This is a genomic window from Streptosporangium sp. NPDC049078, from assembly GCF_040648855.1.
In the GTDB taxonomy this organism is placed as follows: Bacteria; Actinomycetota; Actinomycetes; order Streptosporangiales; family Streptosporangiaceae; genus Streptosporangium.
Genome location: NZ_JBEZEL010000013.1, coordinates 271,372 through 287,591 on the forward strand (window position 1 = coordinate 271,372; position 16,220 = coordinate 287,591).

Annotated in this window: 14 protein-coding genes; all 14 read left to right on the plus strand. The window is 72.6% G+C overall.

The window, feature by feature from the left end:
- Window positions 1-7: 7 nt before the first annotated feature.
- The 14 genes from AB0B90_RS23755 (at window position 8) to AB0B90_RS23820 (ending at window position 16,013) form a co-directional block, all read left to right on the plus strand.
- On the plus strand, window positions 8-1,486 hold the full coding sequence (locus AB0B90_RS23755) for an FAD-dependent oxidoreductase (RefSeq protein ID WP_362924804.1): 1,479 nt from the start codon (window positions 8-10) through the stop codon (window positions 1,484-1,486).
- Window positions 1,486-2,256: a hypothetical protein gene (locus AB0B90_RS23760; protein WP_350945422.1), complete on the plus strand. Its 771-nt coding sequence runs from the start codon at window positions 1,486-1,488 to the stop codon at window positions 2,254-2,256. The genes AB0B90_RS23755 and AB0B90_RS23760 overlap by 1 nt, the downstream gene beginning before the upstream one ends.
- Window positions 2,246-3,055 (plus strand): ABC transporter ATP-binding protein, encoded by an 810-nt coding sequence (locus AB0B90_RS23765; protein ID WP_350945421.1) that lies wholly within the window; start codon window positions 2,246-2,248, stop codon window positions 3,053-3,055. The genes AB0B90_RS23760 and AB0B90_RS23765 overlap by 11 nt, the downstream gene beginning before the upstream one ends.
- On the plus strand, window positions 3,055-4,449 hold the full coding sequence (locus AB0B90_RS23770) for an MmgE/PrpD family protein (RefSeq protein WP_362924806.1): 1,395 nt from the start codon (window positions 3,055-3,057) through the stop codon (window positions 4,447-4,449). Before AB0B90_RS23765 ends, AB0B90_RS23770 begins: the two co-directional genes overlap by 1 nt.
- Complete coding sequence (locus AB0B90_RS23775) at window positions 4,443-5,018, plus strand: ureidoglycolate lyase (protein WP_350945419.1); 576 nt, start codon at window positions 4,443-4,445, stop codon at window positions 5,016-5,018. Before AB0B90_RS23770 ends, AB0B90_RS23775 begins: the two co-directional genes overlap by 7 nt.
- The gene (locus tag AB0B90_RS23780; protein WP_362924809.1) at window positions 5,015-7,378 is read left to right on the plus strand and encodes a xanthine dehydrogenase family protein molybdopterin-binding subunit; all 2,364 of its coding nucleotides are present in this window, start codon (window positions 5,015-5,017) and stop codon (window positions 7,376-7,378) included. The genes AB0B90_RS23775 and AB0B90_RS23780 overlap by 4 nt, the downstream gene beginning before the upstream one ends.
- Window positions 7,375-8,247 carry an FAD binding domain-containing protein gene (locus AB0B90_RS23785; protein WP_362924811.1) on the plus strand — a complete coding sequence of 291 codons (873 nt, stop codon included), beginning with the start codon at window positions 7,375-7,377 and terminating at the stop codon, window positions 8,245-8,247. Before AB0B90_RS23780 ends, AB0B90_RS23785 begins: the two co-directional genes overlap by 4 nt.
- Window positions 8,244-8,717, plus strand: coding sequence for a (2Fe-2S)-binding protein (locus AB0B90_RS23790; RefSeq protein WP_350945416.1), 474 nt, complete (start codon window positions 8,244-8,246; stop codon window positions 8,715-8,717). The genes AB0B90_RS23785 and AB0B90_RS23790 overlap by 4 nt, the downstream gene beginning before the upstream one ends.
- Entirely contained in the window at window positions 8,714-9,634 is a 921-nt protein-coding gene (locus tag AB0B90_RS23795) for an OsmC family peroxiredoxin (RefSeq protein WP_362924813.1), read from the plus strand. The genes AB0B90_RS23790 and AB0B90_RS23795 overlap by 4 nt, the downstream gene beginning before the upstream one ends.
- Window positions 9,627-11,540, plus strand: coding sequence for an FAD-dependent oxidoreductase (locus AB0B90_RS23800; RefSeq protein ID WP_362924815.1), 1,914 nt, complete (start codon window positions 9,627-9,629; stop codon window positions 11,538-11,540). The genes AB0B90_RS23795 and AB0B90_RS23800 overlap by 8 nt, the downstream gene beginning before the upstream one ends.
- 141 nt (window positions 11,541-11,681) lie before the next feature.
- Window positions 11,682-12,029 (plus strand): hypothetical protein, encoded by a 348-nt coding sequence (locus AB0B90_RS23805; RefSeq protein WP_350945413.1) that lies wholly within the window; start codon window positions 11,682-11,684, stop codon window positions 12,027-12,029.
- Between the two features lie 2 nt (window positions 12,030-12,031).
- Window positions 12,032-13,171 carry an MFS transporter gene (locus AB0B90_RS23810; protein ID WP_350945412.1) on the plus strand — a complete coding sequence of 380 codons (1,140 nt, stop codon included), beginning with the start codon at window positions 12,032-12,034 and terminating at the stop codon, window positions 13,169-13,171.
- Entirely contained in the window at window positions 13,171-14,751 is a 1,581-nt protein-coding gene (locus tag AB0B90_RS23815) for an FAD-dependent oxidoreductase (RefSeq protein WP_362924818.1), read from the plus strand. The genes AB0B90_RS23810 and AB0B90_RS23815 overlap by 1 nt, the downstream gene beginning before the upstream one ends.
- Before the next feature lie 68 nt (window positions 14,752-14,819).
- Window positions 14,820-16,013: a CoA transferase gene (locus tag AB0B90_RS23820; protein ID WP_350945410.1), complete on the plus strand. Its 1,194-nt coding sequence runs from the start codon at window positions 14,820-14,822 to the stop codon at window positions 16,011-16,013.
- The last annotated feature ends 207 nt before the right edge of the window (window positions 16,014-16,220 follow it).

Below are 16,220 nucleotides of genomic sequence, written 5' to 3' on the forward strand. Positions count from 1 at the left end.
GCTCCTGATGCAGCGCACCACGACCACCGACCTCGTGGTGGTCGGCGCCGGCACCGCCGGGTTGCCGGCCGCGATCGAGGCCGCGGCACACGGTCTGCGGGTCACGGTCGTCGAGAAGGGCGACCGGCCCGGCGGCACCCTGTGGCGGTCCTGGGCACAGCTCTCGGCGGGCGGCACCGCCCTGCAGCGCGCCAAGGGCATCCGTGACAGCCCTGACCTGCACTTCGACGACGTGATGCGGATCAGCAGGAACACCGCCGATCCGGAGCTGGTCCGGCTCGCGGTGGACCACGCGCCCGCGACGATCGAATGGCTGATGGCCTCGGGTTTCGACATGGACCCCGACGCCCCGGCGGTGCTGCACTTCCACGAGCCCTACCTGCTGCCGCGCACCTACTGGGGGCGCGACGCGGGGCGGTCGGTGCTGGAGGTGCTGCTCCCGGCGTTCGAGAAGGCGTGCGCGGGATCGGTGACGTTGGCGCTCGGCACCGAACTGGTGGCGTTCCGGACCGCGGAACGCGCCGTGGAGACCGGAAAGCCCGGGGAGCCCGGGGAGGTCAGGGTGGCCGGGGTTACGGTCCGAGACCCCGATGGAACGTTCCGGGAGATCGACGCGACGAACATGATCCTCACCAGCGGCGGCTACGCGGGCAACCCCGAGTTGTTCCCCCGGCTCACGTCGGGGGCGCCGCTCGCGGGCCCCGCCTCGCCGGGCGCCGAGGGTTCCGGCATCCTCGCCGCCGTCGACGCCGGTGGCCGGGTGCGCGGTCAGGACCGCTTCCTTCCCACGTACGGCGGGGTGCTGCGGTCCGGCAGCACCTGGGAGACGGTGGGGCTGGACGACTATCCGGCCCTCACCCCGCAGGCGCGGGCCCCGTGGGAGATCCACGTGAACACCCGCGGCGAGCGGTTCGTCGCCGAGGACGCCCCGAGCGTCGACGACCGGGAGAACGCCCTGCTCGCCCAGCCCGAGCTGAAGTTCTGGGTGGTGTACGACGCCGCGATCCGCCGATCGGCGCCGGCGCTGTTCCCCACCTGGGACGAGACGGAGCTCGACCGGGCCTTTGACGGCCACCCGTCGTTCGTCACCGCGCTCGACCTGACGACGCTGGCGCGGGCCGCCGGGATGGATCCCGGCGTCCTGGCCGACACCGTGGCCGCCTACAACACGGCCGTCGCCTCGGGCGACGACCCCTTCGGCCGGGCCCACCTGCCCGCGCCGATCGCAGAACCGCCGTACTACGCCGTACTGAACCACGGCACCACGCTGAAGAGCCCGGCGGGGCTCGCCGTCGACAGCCGGCTGCGTGTCATCGGACCCGACGGCCCGTTCGCGAACCTGTGGGCCGCGGGCGAGGTCATCGGCGGCAGCACCTTGTCCGGCAAGTCGTTCGTGAGCGGGATGAGCGTCACTCCCGCACTCGGGTTCGGCCGGATGCTCGGACGCCGGGCGGCCGGCGCCACCACCGATCCAGGGAGCATGTGATGTGGAACAGGCCTGACGTCGACTTCGTCCAGACCCAGGACGTGCCGTGGCAGCCCGTCCAGGACGGGGCGTTCGGCGCGGCGCAGGGCGGGCTCAAGCGGTTGCTGAGCCGCGACGCCGGCACGGGCGCGGAGACCGCGGTCCACCGGCTGACCGGCCGTCACCAGGGTGTGCTGTCCGCCGGGGTGGATCTGTTCGTGGTCGCGGGGGAGGGGTTGCTCGACGGAGAGCCGCTCCGCACCGGCGACTACGTCTACGCCCGGGCGGGCAGCGCGATCGACCTGGTCGCGTCGGTACGCGGCCTCACCGTCTACGCCGGATTCTGGGGCGAGCCCGGCTTCGCCGCCGGCGTCGGCTCCGGTGAACCGCTCCTGCGGATCACCCCCGAGAGGGAACCGTGGATCCCGGCCGGCTGGAGCGGCGAGGTGGAGCTCGAGGTCGGGGCGATGTCGAAGACGCTGCGCTCAGACGGCGAGGTCTACATCTACCTCGCCGCGATGATGCCCGGTTGGAAGTCGCCCATGGCCGAGGCCCACCCGGTCTACGAGGAGTCGTTCAAGATCTACGGCGACGTGCTGATGGGCCCGCTCGGCGTGATCCGCGAGGGTGGCTACTTCTTCCGCTCCCCGGGCGTCTTCCACGGCCCGCTCTACTCACGCGGCGGGACGATGTCGTTCATCCGCTCCGACGCGGCGCCGACCACCGAGTACCGCGTCCCCGAACCCGGCAACACCTGGGACGAGCTGTCGGAGCGTGCGTATGTCCGATGAACGGATGATCGACGGCGGGGCGGCGATCTCGATCAAGGGCGTCGGCAAGGAGTACACCACCGACGCCGGACCGGTCCGCGCCCTCGTCCCGACCGACCTGGAGATCAAGCCGCGCGAGTTCGTCGTGCTGCTCGGCCCCTCCGGCTGCGGGAAGACGACGCTCCTGCGGATGCTCGGCGGGCTCATCGCGCCGACCGAGGGCACGATCGTCATCGGCGACAAACTCCTGTACTCGGAGGGCGACAACACTCCTTCGCGGGAGGCGCTCGGCTCGCTCGGCTTCGTCTTCCAGCAGGCGACGCTGATGCCGTGGCGGAAGATCTGGAAGAACATCGCCCTGCCGCTGGAGGGCAAGGGCGTCGGCCGTAAGGAGCGCCGCAGCAGGGCCGAGGAACTCGCCGACATGATGGGCCTGGCGGACTTCCTCGAACACTTCCCGCGCGCGCTCTCCGGTGGCATGCAGCAGCGGGTCGCCATCGCGCGGGCGCTGATCCACCGGCCGTCGATCCTGCTCATGGACGAGCCCTTCGGCGCCCTCGACGCGATGACGCGCGACCGGATGAACTCCATGCTCCAGCAGCTGTGGATGGACACCGGGAAGACGACCGTGCTGGTCACCCACTCGATCTCCGAGGCGGTCTTCCTCGCCGACCGGGTGGTGCTGCTCTCGCAGCGGCCCGGACGCATCCAGGACGTCGTCGAGATCGACTTCCCCCGCCCGAGGTCGCTCGACATCGTCAAGACGCCGCAGTTCGGGGAGATCGTCCAGCACCTGCGCTCCCAGCTCGGTGAGATCTGATGGGCGGGACGACGGACGAATCGACCGGCGGGGCGACGCGCGGGGCGACCCGCGCGCTGGCCCGCTTCGTCGCGGAGCTGACCTTCGACGACCTGCCGGAACCGGTCGTCGCCAAGGCGCGCCACCTGCTGCTCGACTTCTTCGGGGCGGCACTGGCGGGCGGCCGGGTCCCGGAGGCGGCCACCATCACCGAACTGGTCCGCGCCAGGGGCGGCACCCCTGAGGCGACCGTGCTCGGTGCCGGTTTCTCCACCACCCTGGCGGACGCCGCCTACGCGAACGGATGCGCGGCCGACGTACTGGAACACCAGGACGGGTACCGGTTCGGCGGATTCCACCCCTCCCACGCCCTTCCCGCGCTGCTCGCGGTGGCCGAGTCCCGCGACGCCGACCTGCGCGCGCTGCTGACGGCGGTGGTGGCGGCGTACGAGGTGGCGAACCGGATCGGCCGGGTCATGCACCCCGGCGCGACCGTCGCCGGATGGTTCCCGGTGGCCGCCGGGTACGGCGCCGCAGCCGGATGCGCGAAGCTGCTCGGCCTCGACGAGGACGGGATCGTCTCGGCCGTCGGCGCCGCCGGGTTCTTCGTGCCCGCCGTCATGATCGAGGAGATCTTCGCCGGGTTCACCGTGAAGCCCGCGTTCGCCGGGCAGATCGCCCGCGCCGGGGTCGAGGGCGCCCTGCACGCCCAGGCCGGGCTCACCGGCTGGGACGAGGTCGTCGAACACCCGAGAGGGCTGGTCGCCCTGTTCCGCGGCGACCCCACGGACTCCCGCCTCACCGACGGACTGGGCGAGGAGTGGACGGTCCTGGAGGTCCACCAGAAGCGTTTCGCCGGGTGCCGCCACACCCACGGCGCCGCCCAGGCGTGCGCCGAGCTCGCCGCCGAACACGACCTCGACGTGGCCGAGGTGACCGCCGTCGACGTCGAGACCTACGACGTCGCCAAGGTCCTGGTCGACCGTCCCGCGGGTGGCTCGGTGGTGCCGTGCACGTTGAGCCTGCCGTACGTGGCGGCCGTCGCCCTCGCCGACCGCGACGTCACCGCCGCCCAGTACGCCCCGGAGCGCACCTCGGATCCGCTCGTCAACCGGGTGGCCGCCTCGGTCCGCATCCGGGTCGCCCCCGACCTCGACGCGCGCTACCCGGAGTACACCGCGACCCGCGTCACCGTCACGACCGGGAAGGGGACGCACACCCGCCAGATCGACCTGCCCGCAGGAGACAGCCGCAACCCGCTGACCAGCCAGGAGCTGCTCGGCAAGTATCGGGGCTCTGCCGTCCCCGTCGCCGGGGAGGAGGCCGCCGACCGCGCCGCCGAGTTGCTCCTGACGGCGGAGGACACCCCCGTACGCGCCCTGGTCACGATCACGACAGGAGGACAGCCATGCTGAGCCCGGACAGTCCGCAGCACGTCATCACCCCGCAGCCGCTCACGGCCGCCGACTTCGCCCCCTACGGCGAGGTGATGTCGCTGGAGGCCACCCCCCGGTTGCCGATCGACTTCTACTCCGGCAAGAACGCCGTGCACGGGCCGATCCGGATCGACTCCGACACCCCGCCGGAGTTCCTGGTGTTCCGCGTCGGCATGCGGGGCGACAACCTGCGCTACCTGGAGCGCCACGTCGAGATGACGCAGACGATGATCCCGCTCGGCGGCAAGCCCTACGTCGCCGTCGTCGCGCCGCCGGACGTGCCGCTTGAGCACGGTTTCCCGCCGCTCGACCAGGTGAAGGCGTTCGTGGTGCCGGGCGACGTGTCGATCAACCTCTACCGGGGCACCTGGCACGAGCCGCCGTTCCCCTCGGTCGACGGCCAGCTCTTCCTGATCACCAGCCACGAACGGCTCACCCAGGGCCTGCAGTGCCGCCTCGACGAGAACGGCGAGCTCGACAAGTTCGACGTCGAGAAGCGCAATCCGTTCCACCGCACCGGCCAGCGGGTCAGGGTCCGGCTGCCGTGACGGCGATCGGCACCTCGGTCCGCAAGGCGGACGGCGAGGTCCTGCTGACCGGGCGGGGCCGGTTCGTGGACGACTACGTCCTGCCCGGCATGATGCACGCCGCGATCGTCCGCAGCGACGTCGCGCACGCGCGCATCACCGGGATCGACACCTCCGAGGCCGAGCGTGCCCCGGGTGTCGAGCTGGTGCTGACCGGGGAGAGGGCGGCTCGGCACAGCGGGCCGATCCCGCACTTCATCGACCCGGCCGCCCGGGGCGGACGCCGCGCCGAGGTGCGCTGCCTGGCCGTGGACAAGGTGGTCCACGCCGGTCAGGCCGTCGCCGCCGTGGTCGCCCGCACCCGCCGCGAGGCCGAGGCGGCGGCCGGGCTGGTCAGGGTCGGCTACGAGCGGCTGCCCCACGTGCTCGACGCCGACGCCGCGCTGCGGCCCGACGCGCCCCGGTTGTACGACGACTGGCCCGACAACGTCATCCTGCACAACCACTACGGCACCGGCGACGTCGACGCCGCCCTCGAAACGGCCGACCTCGTCGTCACCGAGACGATCCGCATCGGCCGTAGCACCACCGCGCCCATGGAGCCGCGCGGCTACCTCGCCTCCTGGGACCGCTTCGACGAGTCGCTGACCGTGCACGGTTCCGTCCAGAACCCCCACCAGCTTCGCTGGATGCTGGCCCGCAGCCTCGGCCTCGACGAGACCAGGATCAGGGTCGTCACCGCGCGGGTCGGCGGCAGTTTCGGGCTGAAGATGCAGGGACACCCGGAGGAGACCCTGATCTGCCTGCTCAGCAGGCTCACCGGCGCGCCGGTGAAGTGGATCGAGGACCGCCGCGAGTGTTTCCTGTCGGGGGCCCGCGAACAGGTGCACCGTGTCACCGTCGGCGCGATGCGCGACGGGCGCATCGTCGCGGTCAGGGACCGGATCGTCGCGAACGCGGGCGCGGTGACGGCCCAGCCGGGCTGGGCGATGCCCAACATGTCGGCGACCACGCTCGCCTCCGGTTACCTCGTACCGAACGTCGAGGCCGAACTGCACGTGATGGCGACCAACAAGCCGCCGCTGAACGCCGCGAGGGGTTTCGGCAAGGACGGCGCCCACTTCGTGATGGAACGGGTCGTCGACCTGGTGGCCCGCGGGCTGGGGGCCGATCCGGCGCGGGTGCGGCGGGTCAACTTCGTACCGCCCGACCGGTTCCCCTTCCGAACCGCGACCGGCCTGAACATCGACAGCGGCGACTTCCCCGGCCTGCTCGACAAGGCGCTCAAGGCGCTGGACTACGACGCCCTGCGCGACCGCCAGCGCGAGCTGCGCTCCCTGGGCCGGCACCTCGGGATCGGGCTCGCCTTCGAGCTCACGCCGGAGTCGGCCGACGGTCCCGGCACCTTCGTCTCCGGGTTCGACGTGACGACGGTCCGGATGAACATGAGCGGCGGCGTCACCGTGCTGACCGGGGTGACCAGCCCCGGCGGCGGCAACGACACCGCGATCGCGCAGATCGTCTGCGACGAGCTCGGGGTGCCGCTGAGCTGGATCCAGGTCGTCCAGGGTGACACCGACCGCTGCCCGAGCGGGTTCGGCAACTTCAGCGGGCGCGGCATGGTCGTCGGCGGCGGGTCCGCCGCGCTCGCCGCCCGCGACGTACGGGCCAAGATCGCCACGGTCGGCGCCCGCATGCTGGGCGTCTCCCCCGACGAGGTCGAGGTGACCGGCGGCGTGGTGCGGGTCTCCGGTGAGCCCGACCGGTCGGTGCCGGTGCCCGACGTCGCGGCGGCCGTGCTCACCCGCGCGTTCGCCGTGGCCTCGGAGGTCGAGCCGGTGCTGGAGGCCACCCGCGCCTTCAAGCCGGGCAACATCAACCACGTCCCGGACGAACGCGGACGTATCCAGCCTTACCCCACCTACTCCAACTGTCTGCACGCCGCCGTCGTCGAGGTCGACGCCGACACCGGCCTCACCGAACTGGTCGACTTCGTGATGGCCCACGACTGCGGGGTCGTCATCAACCCCGCCCTCGTCGAGGGCCAGGCCCACGGCGCGATCGTGATGGGCCTCGGCGCGGCGCTCACCGAGGAACTCGTCTACGACGACGAGGGCCGCCTGCTCAGCGACCGCTTCAAGTCCTATCTGCTGCCTCGCGCCGGAGACCTGCCGAAGGTCCGCCTCGAACACCAGGTCACCCCGAGCCCCTTCACCATGTACGGCAACAAGGGCGCGGGCGAGGCCGGGGTCGGCGGCGCGCAGGCGGCGGTGGCGAACGCGATCGAGGACGCCCTCGCGCCCTTCGGCGTCACCGTGACACAGGTGCCGCTGCCGGCGCCGGTCGTGCTCGACCTCATCGAACGGGCCCGCTCGAAATGATCACCCAGAACTTCGCCTACCACGCGCCCACCGACCTCGAAGGGGTGGTGGCCGCGCTCGCCGGGCACGACGCCGTGATCGTGGGCGGCGGCACGATGGTCGTCCCCGACCTCACCCACGGCCGGACCTCGGCGGACGTCGTCGTCGACCTGTCACGGGCCGGACTGTCCGGGATCACCCGGGCCGGCGACACCGTGGTCGTGGGCGCGACGACCACGTACACCCGTCTTCTGCGCGACGGCGGCGAGCAGGTGCCACCGCTGCGGCGAATCGCGGGCGGGATCACCGGCGGCCCGCAGATCCGCAACCGGGGCACCGTCGGCGGGTCGGCCTGCTACGCCAACCCGTCCTCCGAGGTCCCGGCCGTGCTGGTCGCCCTCGGGGCGGAGCTGCGGCTGGTCTCGGCCGCCGGGGTCCGCGAGGTCGCGGCGGCCGACTTCTTCACCGGCGCCTTCACCACCGCGCGGCGGCCGGACGAGGTGCTGGCGGCGCTCGTGCTGCCCGGCCCGGCCGGCCCCTTCGGCTACCACAAGCTCAAGCTCGCCGAGAGCAGCTGGCCCATCGCGACGGCGGCCTGCGTGCGCCTGCCCGGAGGAGGGCTGCGGCTCGCCCTCGGCGGGGTCGCGGCCACACCGCTGCCGGTGCACCTCGAATCAGACGACCCCGGGCACGTGCGCGCGGAGGTCGGGCGGGTGCTCACCGAACCGTGGAGCGACGTGCTCGCGGACGGCGACTACCGCCGCCGGGTCGCACCGGTGGCGGCCCTGCGGGCCGTCCGGGAACTGCGGGCCGTCGAGGAAATGCGGGCCACCGAGGAATCGCGGGGCATCCGGGAACCGCGCTCCGCCCAGGAAGGAGAACCGCGATGACCAGGGTGAACCTCACCGTGAACGGCCGGGCGCGGGAGATCGACGTCGAGACGTCGAAACTGCTCGTCCACGCCATCCGCGAGGACCTCGGACTGACCGGCACCCACGTCGGCTGCCTCACCGGGGACTGCGGCGCCTGCACCGTGCGCGTCGACGGCGCCACCGTCAAGTCGTGCTCGGTGCTCGCGGTCGGCGCGGAGGGCGCCGACCTCACCACGATCGAGGGCCTCGCGGGCGAGGACGGGCTGCACCCGGTGCAGCGGGCGTTCTGGGACGAGTTCGGCTTCCAGTGCGGCTACTGCCTGCCCGGCATGCTGCTCACCGCCTGTGAGCTGCTGGAGGACGACCCCGACCCCGACGACGACGCGATCGTCGAGGCGATCAACGGCAACCTGTGCCGCTGCACCGGCTACGCCGCCATCGTGCGCTCGATCCGCTGCGCCGCCGACCGGATGAAGGACACCCCATGAGCACCACCGACGCGGCCATCGCGATCGTCGAGGAGTTCCTGGCCGCGGTCGGCCGGGGCGATCTGGAGTCGGCGGGGGCCCACCTCGCCCCCGACGCCGTGATGATCTTCCCGGGCGACCGCCGCTACACCACCCTGCGCGACCTGGCGGACGCCTCCGCCACCCGCTACCGGCACGTCGACAAGCACCGCACCGAGTACGAGGCGTTCACCGAGTCCTCGGGGGACGTCGTCGTCTGGTCGATGGGCACCCTGTACGGCGAGAACAACCAGGGTGTCGGGTACGACGGCGTGCGCTACGTGGACAGGTTCCGGTTGAGCGCGGGCCGGATCGTCGAGCAGCGGGTCTGGAACGACCTGGAGATCAGCGGCGTGCTCCGGGCACGTACCGCGGAGGAGATCGACCCGCGCTGGCGCACGGCCGCGCCGACGGCGGCGACGGCGGCGACGCCGACCGCGCCGACGACGACCGCGACGGTACGCCGTGTCGCCACCGCCGCCTGGGACGGCGCGCTGCGCGGCGGAGCCGGCCGTCTCGCCCTCGCCTCGGGCGCCACCGATCCGCTGCCGATCTCCCTGGAGAGCAGGAAGAACAGCGTCGCGCCCGCGACCTCGCCCGAGGAACTGCTCGCCGCCGCGCACGCCGCCTGCTTCGCGATGGCCCTGCGCGGCGCCCTCGACGCCGTCGCCCCCGGCACCCCGGAACAGGCCGTCGAGGTCACCGGCACGTGCGTGCTGCGCATCGACGCGGCGGGCTGGACCATCGACGCCATCCGTCTCGACGTGACCACCAGGGGCGTGCCGCGCGACGCGCTGGAGACCGCGATCCCCGTCGCCGAACGCCGTTGCGCGATCTCCAACGTGGTGAAGGGCAACGCCGTCGTCACGGTCACCGTACGGGAGCAGCGGGATGACTGAACGTCACCCGCACGTGTTCGCACCCCTGAACCTGGGCGGCCTGACCCTGCGCAACCGCGTCTTCGTGTCGGCCCACACCACCAACTTCGGCGTGGACTTCCTGCCGACCGCCCGCCACGTCGCCTACCACAGGGAACGGGCGAGAGGCGGGGCCGGGCTGATCATCACCGAGCCGCTGCGCGTGCACGACACGAGCCTGGGCCGCGTGGGCGGGCTGAGCGCCTCCCGGGCCGCGCTGCCGGGCCTGGCCGACATCGTCACCGCCGTACGCGACGAGGGTGCCGCGATCTTCACCCAGATCACCCACACCGGGCGCCACAGCGACAACCTCTTCCGGCGGGCCGCGTCGTGGGGGCCGAGCGCCGTGCCCTGGCACACCACCGGCCAGGTCCCGCACGTGATGACCGCCGCCGACAGGAAAGAGGTGCGACGGGCCTATGTCGCGGCGGCGCTGCTCGCGGTGGAGGCGGGGTTCCAGGGGATCGAGGTGCACTTCGGGCACGGGCACCTGCTGCACCAGTTCATCTCACCCGCCGCGAACACGCGGACCGACGACTACGGCGGCACCGAGGAGAACCGGCTGCGGTTCCCGCTGGAGGTGCTCGACGACGTGCTGGACGCGGTCGGGTCGTCGGCGCTGGTGGGGGTGCGGATGAGCGCCGACGAACTGCTGCCGGGCGGGCAGGACCTCGCCGAGGGGCGGCGCATCGCGGAACTCCTGTGCCGGACCCGGCCGATCGCGTTCCTCAACGTGTCGGTCGCCTCCTACACGGTGCCGTCCATCGGCCACCACGTCGCCGACATGAGCGAGGGCCGGACGCCCTACCTGCCGGAGACGCTCGCGATCGCCGAGGTCGCGGGTGACGTTCCGGTCTTCGCGGCCTGCCGGTTCGTCGACGTCGACGACGCCGAACGGGTCCTCGCGGGCGGCGAGATCGCGGCCGTCGCGATGACCCGCGCCCACATCGCCGACCCCCACCTGCTCGCCAAGACGGCCGAGGGGCGCGAGGGCGAGGTACGGCCCTGCGTGTCGTGCAACTTCTGCATCGGCGAGATCGCCGGGCACCGCGCCATCACCTGCATGATGAACCCCGCCGTGGGACGCGAGGCCGAGTGGCCGGTTCTCCCGGAACCCGCGAGCCCGGCCAGGACGGTGCTCGTCGTCGGCGGCGGCCCGGCGGGAATGGAGACCGCGAGGGTCGCCGCCGAACGCGGCCACCGGGTGCGCCTGTGGGAGCAAGGCGACGAGCTCGGCGGTCAGGTGCGGGTCGGGCGGCGGGGGATCGGACGGCACGAACTCGACCTGCTGCGGACCTACGAGGAACACGAGCTGGACAGGCTCGGGGTGACCGTCAGGACCGGGGCGGGGGCGGTGACCGCCCAGGAGGTGGTCGCGGCGGCTCCCGACGTCGTGGTGATCGCCACCGGATCGGCCCGCCGCCGCCCCCTCGCCGCCTTCGAACGTCGTTCGTGGGAGGGACGGACCGTCGTCGTGGTCGATCGGGAGGGCACCTGGACCTGCGCGTCCGTCGCCGAGACCATCGCCGGGTCCGGCGGGACGGTGCACGTGGTCACCCCGGCGACGTCCCCGCTGTGGGGGGTGACCGAGTACAGCCGGATGACCGCGCTCGAACGGCTCAGGAACCGGGGCGTCGACATCTGGACCGGCGCCGTCGCCGAGTTCGGTGAGGGACGGGCCGTGGTGCGCTCCTCCCTCGTCTCGGCCGAGACCGTGATCGACGGGGTCACCGACGTGATCGAACTCGACCCTCCGGACGCCCTCGACACCCTCGCCGCCGACCTCGCGGGGAGCGGGCTGACCGTGCATGTCATCGGTGACGCGGTGGCGCCCCGATCCCTGCTCGACGCCATGTACGAGGGCCACGCCCTCGCCCGCGCCCTGTGAACCCATGAACCCGCGCCCCGTGAACCCGTGTCCGATGAACCCGCGCCCCCGTGAGAACGACGGCCCGCGCCCTGTGAACCCCACCCCCCATGCCCCGTGAAAACGACCGTGGACCCGACAAAGGACAAAGGAGGCGCCGCCATGGCGCGCAAACTGGTACTGCTCACCTACGACATCCGGCCCGGATCGGACCTGACCGAGTACGCCGACTTCACCCGCTCGGTGGACTACCCCGCCTTCCGCCAGAACCCCGGCATCCAGGACTACGCGAACTACGTGGTGAGGAGGAACGTCCGGGGCGAGGAGAGCTTCCGGCACTTCGACCTCATGTTCGTCGACGACCTCGACGCCTTCCACGCCGACGGGAAGCTGCACTTCGGCGACCCGGTCATCCTCGACCACGCCGCTCGCTGGCGGGCCAAGTGGGGGCAGGACGAGGCCACCGGCTGGCGTGCGAACGTGAACATCAGCTACGCGGACGAAATCTAGGGGTGAGCGACTCCCCGACGTCGCGTCGGGCGGTCGTCCTGGCCGTGCTGCTCGGCATGACCTATATGTATCCCGCCTACCTGGTGGGCACCCTGGGCGTGGCGATCCGGCACGACATCGGCCTCGACAGTGCGGGCCTCGGCCTCACCGTCAGCGTCTTCTACGTGGTCGGCGCGGTCGCCATGTCCCCGGGCGGCCGGATCGCCGACCGCGTGGGCCCGCGCAGGGCCCTGCGGTTGTCGGCGGTCATGACCGGCCTCTGCCTCGTCGGGGTGGCCGTGTTCGGCGGGTCATGGGCCGGTCTGCTCGCCGCGCTCGCCGTGGGCGGGATCGGCTCGGCGGTCGGCGCCTCGATCGGCACCGTACTGATCGTCGAAAACGTGCGGGCGTCTCGGCGGCCGATGGCGTTCGGCCTCGAACGGTCGTCGATCCCGGCCTCGACGCTGGTCGCCGGGCTGTCGCTGCCGCTGCTCGCCACCGTGATGCACTGGCGGCTGGTCTTCCTCGTGGGTGGTGTCGCGGTCGCCGCGCTGCTGCTGATGCGGGTGCCCGGCACTCCTGCTCCGGCCTCGGCGGGACGCCCCGCGCGGGTGAAGCTGACGCCGCTGATGCCCCTGTTGCTGGTCACCGGCGCGTTCCTGCTGGGTTCGGCCGCCGCGACCGCGCTGAGCAGTTTCTTCGTGGACTACGGCGTCACGCTCGGCCTGTCCCCGTCCTTCGCGGGCATCGCGCTCGCCGTGAGCAGCGCGGTCATCATCGCCGTGCGGCTGACCCTGGGCCGTACCAGGTACGGCCGTCTCACGGTCGCCGCGATGATGGCGCTCGGCGGGGTCGGGTTCCTGCTGTTCATTCCCGGCGACCGGGGGTTGTTCCTGGTCGGCACGCTGGTGGCCTGCGGCGCCGGCTGGGGCTGGACCGGCCTGGTCGCCCTCACCGTCGCAGAGACCTACGCCACCATGCCGGGCGCCGCGTCCGGCGTCGTGCAGTCGGGCGGCGCGGCCGGGGGCATTCTCGGGCCGCTGCTCGTGGGAGCAGTGGCGCAATATCACTCGTACGCCGCCGGCTGGTTGCTGGCGGCGGCGTTCTGCGGGCTGGCCGCACTCCTCGTGCTGGTCAACCGGGCCGCATGGGAGGCGACCTGATGAACTTCACCACCCTCGATCATCCGCCGACGTCGTGTGACGTGCTGGTCGTCGGCAGCGGCGCGGCCGGGCTGACCGCCGCCTGCAGGGCCGCCGACGCCGGACACCACGTCGTCGTCGTGGAACGGGCCTCCGTGCTCGGTGGCACCACCGCCGTGTCGGGCGGCGTGATCTGGGCGCCGGGCAACCACCTCGCCGACGCCGACAGTGCTGCCGACGGTGCCACAGACGGTGCCGCCGACGCCCTGCGCCACCTCGTCGCGGTCACCAGGGAGACCGTGCCGCGCGCTCGCCTGGAGTGGTTCCTGCGCACGATCGGGGAGGCCGTACGCTACCTGTGCGACGAGACCCATGTGGACCTGTTCGCCCTGGAACGCCCCGACTACCGGGCCGATCTGCCCGGTGCCAGGCGCGGGGGCCGGGCCCTGGACAACCGGCCGTTCGACGTCACCGCGTACCCGGGACTGGAGCGTCTGCTCCGGCCGCCCACCTATCTGCCCTGGCTCACCATGGCCGAACGGGAGCAGGACACCGGCGCCGACCTCGCCGCGCTCGACCGTGAGCGCCGCGACCGGGGGGTGCGCACGCTGGGCGGGGCGCTCGCCGGTTCGCTCGCCGTCTCCGCCCGCGCCCGCGGTGTGGAGTTCCTGCTCGGTGCCCGCGCCGTCGGCCTGGAACGGTCGGGCCGGTCGTGGGACCTCACTTTCGAGGACTCCGGTCACATCACCGCGCGCCGGGCTGTCGTGCTGGCCGGCGGCGGCTTCGAGTGGGACCCGGCGCTCCAGCGGGCGTTCCTGCCCGCCCGGCTCACCCCGATCGGGGCGCCGGGCAACGAGGGGGACGGCCTGCTCATGGCGTTGCGCGCCGGGGCGGCGGTCACCGACCTGACCGCCTCGTGGGGGGTGCCCGTGTTCTGCGACCCCGAGGCCCGCTACGACGGACTGCCCACCGGGCGGCTCGCCACCGTGGAACTGACCAGGCCGGGATCGATCATGGTCAACGGCTCCGGCCGCCGGTTCGCCGACGAGACGGGGAGCTACCACGACCTGACGAAGGTGTTCCGCGAGACCGACCCCGCCACCGGCGCGCCCCGGCACGTCCCCGCCTGGTTCGTGTACGACGCCGTTCACCGCGCCCGGTATCCGGTCGCGGGCGGCCCTCCCGGAGGCACCCCCTCCTGGGCGGTCACCGGTTCGACGCCGCACGAACTCGCCGACGCCTGCGGTATCGACGCGTCGGCCCTGGCCGAGACGATCGCGGAGTTCAACGCCGACGCCCTCGCGGGCGCCGACCGGAGGTTCGGGCGCGGTCCCGCGTCCCTCGCGCCGCTGGCGGAAGGGCCGTTCACCGCGGTCCCGGTCGTTGCGGGCACCCTCGGCACCTGCGGCGGCGTGGTCACCGACGACCACGGGCAGGTCCTCACCCCCGGCGGGACCCCGGTGGACGGCCTGTTCGCCGCCGGGAACGTCTCCGCGAGCGTCTTCGGCGACCACTACCCGGGGGGCGGCACCTCCCTGGCCGCGGCCGTGGCCCGCGCGTACGCCATCGGGGCGGCGCTCGGAGGAGGGGGACGGCGTTGACCGTACCAACTGCCTTGACATACTCTCTGAGCGGACCGGCGTTCGCTATAGCGGAACAAGGAGTGATGGTGGAAGACGGACCTCTGACAGGTCTGCGGGTAATCGACGTGTCGACCATCCTCGCCGGCCCGCTCTGCTGCCAGATCCTCGGAGACCAAGGTGCCGAGGTCGTGAAGGTCGAGCACCCGGTCGCCGGGGACGGCATGCGCGGCCACGGCCCTTCCAAGGACGGCGTCCCGCTCTGGTGGAAAGAGATCTCCCGCAACAAGCGCACGATCGGACTGAGCCTTTCCGTTCCGGAAGGCGCGCAGCTGTTCCTGGAATTGGCGAAGACGGCCGACGTCGTCGTGGAGAACTTCCGGCCGGGCACCCTCGAACGCTGGGGCGTCGGGCCCGAGACGCTCCACGAGATCAACCCCCGGCTGGTGATCGTCCGGATCACCGGCTTCGGGCAGGAGGGCCCCTACGCGGCCCGCCCCGGGTTCGGCACCCTCGCCGAGGCGATGAGCGGCTTCGCCCACCTCACCGGCGAGGCCGACGGCCCCCCGACCCTCCCGGCGTTCGGGCTCGCCGACAGCATCTGCGGCATCGCGGCCAGCTCGGCGACGATGATGGCGCTCTGGGCCCGGGAGCGGACCGGCCGGGGCGAGGTCGTCGACATCAACCTCCTCGAACCGATCATGACCGCGGTCGGCCCCCACGCCACCGTCTACGACCAGCTCGGCGTGATCGGCCGCCGCCAGGGCAACCGGTCGGGCAACAACTCCCCGCGCAACACCTACCGCTGCAAGGACGGCGGCTGGGTCGCCATCTCCACCAGCGCCCAGAGCATCGCCGAACGGGTGATGACGCTGGTCGGCCACCCCGAGGTGATCGCCGAACCGTGGTTCGCCTCAGGGCGGCAGCGGGCGGCCCACGCCGACCTGCTCGACGCCCACGTCGGCGGCTGGATCGCCGAACGCACCCGCGAGGAGGTCATGGCCGAGTTCGAACGGGTCGGCGCCGCCGCCGCACCCGTGTACGACGCCCGCGACCTCGCCGAGGACCCCCACGTGACCGGCACCGGCATGCTCACCCGCGTTCCCGACGAGGACCTGGGCTCGGTGCTGATGCACAACGTGATGTGGCGGATGCCCGGCGCCCCCGGGCGGGTCCGCTTCACCGGCCGGCCCCTGGGCGCCGACACCGACGAGATCCTGCGGGAGCTCGGGCTCGACGCCGCCACGACCGCCGACCTGCGGGTACGCAAGGTGATCGCATGACAGGCGCCGGATCCACCGGTGTGAGGACCGGAAACCGCACCGCAGACGCCGGGACCACCGAGGTGAGGACCGGAGACCGCGCGACAGACACCAAAACCACCGGCGCGAGCGCCGGAGACCACACCGCAGACACCGGGACCACCCGTGTGAGGACCGGAAACCGTACGACAGACGCCGGGAGCACCGGCGTGAGCACCGGAAACGGAA